The following is a 3,470-nucleotide window of genomic DNA, read 5'->3' on the forward strand; positions in this document are numbered from 1 at the left end:
ACCCCTTCACCTATTACTTCTCAAAATTATGCTATCGCTTCAGGGGCTGCTGATCATAGTGCACTCATTAATAATGAGTGCATACCATTCTGATTGAAAAAAATATGACAAAAAGAAAAAAACGTGCAAAACGCGGTCGTCCACGGATTAAAGGATGTATCAGAGAACCAAATGGACGTATCTCACGAGCAAAAACACCGCATGAACCCATGGATAAATTGGCAATTGAAATGCGTGCCAAACGCTTTGACTTGACCATAGAAGAGGCTAAAAATCCGCTTTCCGGTACCTATATCGGGCGGCTTTATTTGCAAGGCGAAATCAATCAAGACCAATATGATGCTGCGCAAAAATATCTTGAAGTGAAAAATGACTATTCGTGTGCAAAAGGTTTGCCAAGTGCTGTTTATGATAAAATGCCCTCATCTTCTGATGAGACAGCAAAAGAAAAATGGATTAAATTTGCAACAGAACAGTTTTCAAACATGCAAGAGGCTATCAAAGAAGCACAACACCTCTATAGACAGTATAATCTTTATGCCGCGATACAACATCTTGTTATAGAAAACCAAACATTACCACATCTTGTTAGTTCTTTGCGTATTGCTCTAAATGCTCTCCAGAAGTATTTTTATCCAAAAAAATAAATGGTAAATGCTTTAACGTATAAACGATTTTTGGGAACGGAATATTTGCATCATTTGTTTGTAAAGCAGCATATTTAGGTAAAAAAATAAAAAAAACACAATATATTGATTTTTTTGTTGACAATATGTGAAAAGTCGTATTTAATGACGCTGCTGTACTGGTCGAATTGCGTCCAAAATTCAAAAATATCCTCTAAAAATTTAGTAAAATGTGATCTTGAAACGTGGCTAGAAAGCCCTGTTTTCTGGGTAATTCTGACTAATCTATTTTTCAAATAACAAAAATCAATAATTGACTAATGATGTCATTAATTATGACGCAAAAGGAGCAATGATGAAAGCTGTCATCACTAAGCCAATGTGTGTTGTTGGAGACAATAAAAGCACTGTTCGCTTTGAACCATCAACACCCAATAATCCATTTGTTGAAGTTTCCAATCAAGTCTACGCACGTCTCAAGCGCGCTAATGCTGTAAAACCTTTTGTTGGAGTCAAGACAACAGCAAAAACAGACAAGGCAGTTGAACAAATTAAGCAGATAAAACAAGAAGCCGTACAAACATCGTCTGAACCAGTGACAGAGGAAATTCCACTCGAACAGCCAAAAGCATCTAAAGCTTCTAAGTCATCAACACCTACTCCCAAAAAGGCTTAGAAGTTGAAGTTAATCATCCACCAAAAATGGTATCTTCAACAGGTGAAGGATACCTTCACCAGTCTTCAAGCACCACGCCTTAATTGGGCTCTGCGTAATGCTCTAAACACTGCAGCAAAACAAGTTGAACGCTTTACTGAAAAGCAAGTTGCAGACATCTCATCAGCCCAAATAAAGCGTATAAGAAGAGGTGTTTATATTAAAGAAAAGGCAACAGCAAGGTTTCTTGAGACAGATATCATTGGTTCTGGAACACCGATACCTCTTAAATTTTTTAAAGCAAAAGAAACAAAACGCGGCGTAACATACAAAATGTTTGGAAAGAAAGAAATCTTACCCCATGCTTTTATCAAAGGTGGGAGTTTTCCAAAGCGTGTTGAATTAAAAAAGCTGAATGGGAATGTTTTTCAAAGAGCGGATGGAGATCAATTCCCTATTGCAAAACAAGACGGACCCTCAATTGCTGGAGTGATGTCCAAACCAGAGATTGCAAGTGCTATTATAAAAAAAGCCAATGAGAGATTAATTGCCAATATACAGTACCAACTTGCTCGTCAAGAATATGCCGTCAATAAGAAAGCTAAATAATGTTCTTAAGCTATGTCATCACACTACTCACTTTAATTGTAATTTTTAAAGCAGATTATCACTTGCGCTTTGGTTTTCTCCAGAAAAAATGTAATAAAATCAATGCAAAAGGTACTTCCCAGCGGGTTGGCTTCGTTGCGGGGCAGGCGAGCGCGAACTATCGCTAGCGACAGAATTTTCAAATTGACTGTACATTGTACACTTAACTTATTGATAAATAATGATTTTAGTGTGTACAGTATGATATGTAAAATGTCTCCTTATCGCATTGAAGCCCGTTTTTCAGTTCGTGATGTAAAGCTTTCTTTCTTGGTACGCCGAAAGCCCCGTTCCTCAAGATGAGAAAAAAATCAAGGCAAGGAGCAACTATGAATAAGAAAACGCGTAAGGGTCTATCGGTTCGTGCGTTTGCAAAAAAGATGGGTGTTTCACATAATGCGGTGGTTTCTCGGATAAAGACAGGTAAATTTGATGCAGCTCTTTTTGAAGATGGTTCTGTCAATGAAGCGCTTGCCACAAGCATCTGGAATGAGAATCCAACAAAGCGCCCTGCTTCACTTTTAGCGCCTGATGGACAACCGCGAACAAAGATCAAACAAGCCTCCACAGATGGAGCCAACGAATACAAGATAAAACTGGAGCGAATGCAAGTTGCGCTAGCAAAAGAAAAGATTGCTCTGGAAAAGTTACGCGAAACAACTGTTGATCGTGAAGAAGTGAGAAAAGAAGCATGGAACTTTGGAAGAGCGCATCGAGATACAATGCTCAATTTTGCCTATCGCTTTGGTGCTGAAATTGCGGCGCAAGTGGGATGTGATGCTGCGAGCCTTATTGGAGCTATCGATCATCATATACGCAAAGCTTTAATGGAAAATGTCGTCCCTATTTCTTTTCACGATCCCAACATTTTAGAAGAGAATCCAGAACATGACAAATGATGCTTCTCCCCCATTCTCTGGTGCTGGGCTCTTTTTTTGCTATGCGAATGAAGGACGTCGTCCTGACCCGCCTTATACTGTTTCCCAGTGGGCTGATAAAAATCGTTATTTGAGCACAGTTACGAGTGCTGAGCCTGGATTATGGAGGACTATACGCACCCCCTATTTACGAGAGATCATGGATAATCTTTCTGTTTATGATCCGACTGAAACAACCATTGTGATGAAAGGGGCACAGGTTGGAATGTCGGAAGCAGCGTTGAACTTTTGTGGTTATGCCATTCATCATAGTCCAGGACCGGCACTGTATGTGATGCCGACAGTTGAGACAGCTAAGAAACTGTCAAAGTCTCGTCTTGATCCTATGATTTCAGCTAGCCCTGCTTTAAGTGAACGCATTGCCCCTGCTCGTGCACGAGACAGTGGAAATACAATGTTTTCAAAGGAATTTTATGGGGGAACGTTGATGATTACCGGAGCAAATAGTGCTGCTGGTTTGCGTTCTTCTCCTATTCGCTATTTGGTTTTGGATGAAGTCGATGCTTACCCATTGAATGTCGATAATGAAGGTGATCCGGTGATGATTGCTGAAAAGCGAACCTCAACCTTTGTGCAGAGAAAGATTTTTAAATTGTCCACACC

Annotated in this window: 5 protein-coding genes and 1 pseudogene; all 6 read left to right on the forward strand. The window is 39.7% G+C overall.

Features of this window, described 5'->3' with window-relative positions; genetic code table 11:
• Window positions 1–93: pseudogene (locus ACFIKO_RS08860) on the forward strand (single-stranded DNA-binding protein); the annotation flags it as partial.
• A gap of 11 nt (window positions 94–104) precedes the next feature.
• Window positions 105–647: a hypothetical protein gene (locus ACFIKO_RS08865; RefSeq protein WP_375673821.1), complete on the forward strand. Its 543-nt coding sequence runs from the start codon at window positions 105–107 to the stop codon at window positions 645–647.
• A 334-nt stretch (window positions 648–981) separates the two neighbouring features.
• Window positions 982–1,302 carry a hypothetical protein gene (locus tag ACFIKO_RS08870; protein WP_375673826.1) on the forward strand — a complete coding sequence of 107 codons (321 nt, stop codon included), beginning with the start codon at window positions 982–984 and terminating at the stop codon, window positions 1,300–1,302.
• Between the two features lie 3 nt (window positions 1,303–1,305).
• Window positions 1,306–1,890: a hypothetical protein gene (locus tag ACFIKO_RS08875; RefSeq protein WP_375673823.1), complete on the forward strand. Its 585-nt coding sequence runs from the start codon at window positions 1,306–1,308 to the stop codon at window positions 1,888–1,890.
• A 368-nt stretch (window positions 1,891–2,258) separates the two neighbouring features.
• Window positions 2,259–2,828: a hypothetical protein gene (locus tag ACFIKO_RS08880; RefSeq protein ID WP_375673824.1), complete on the forward strand. Its 570-nt coding sequence runs from the start codon at window positions 2,259–2,261 to the stop codon at window positions 2,826–2,828.
• Window positions 2,818–3,470, forward strand: a 653-nt coding sequence (locus ACFIKO_RS08885) for a phage terminase large subunit family protein (protein ID WP_375673825.1), incomplete at its 3' end; no start/stop codon positions are given. The genes ACFIKO_RS08880 and ACFIKO_RS08885, both read left to right, overlap by 11 nt.

The organism is Bartonella sp. TS82HLJMH (assembly GCF_042193495.1).
GTDB lineage: Bacteria > Pseudomonadota > Alphaproteobacteria > Rhizobiales > Rhizobiaceae > Bartonella > Bartonella grahamii.

What these genes read in the sequence shown, in the direction of transcription:
- ACFIKO_RS08870 (WP_375673826.1), top strand. Translation starts at nt 982, where the DNA reads ATGAAAGCTGTCATCACTAAGCCAATGTGTGTTGTTGGAGACAATAAA.
- ACFIKO_RS08880 (WP_375673824.1), top strand. Translation starts at nt 2,259, where the DNA reads ATGAATAAGAAAACGCGTAAGGGTCTATCGGTTCGTGCGTTTGCAAAA.
- ACFIKO_RS08865 (WP_375673821.1), top strand. Translation starts at nt 105, where the DNA reads ATGACAAAAAGAAAAAAACGTGCAAAACGCGGTCGTCCACGGATTAAA.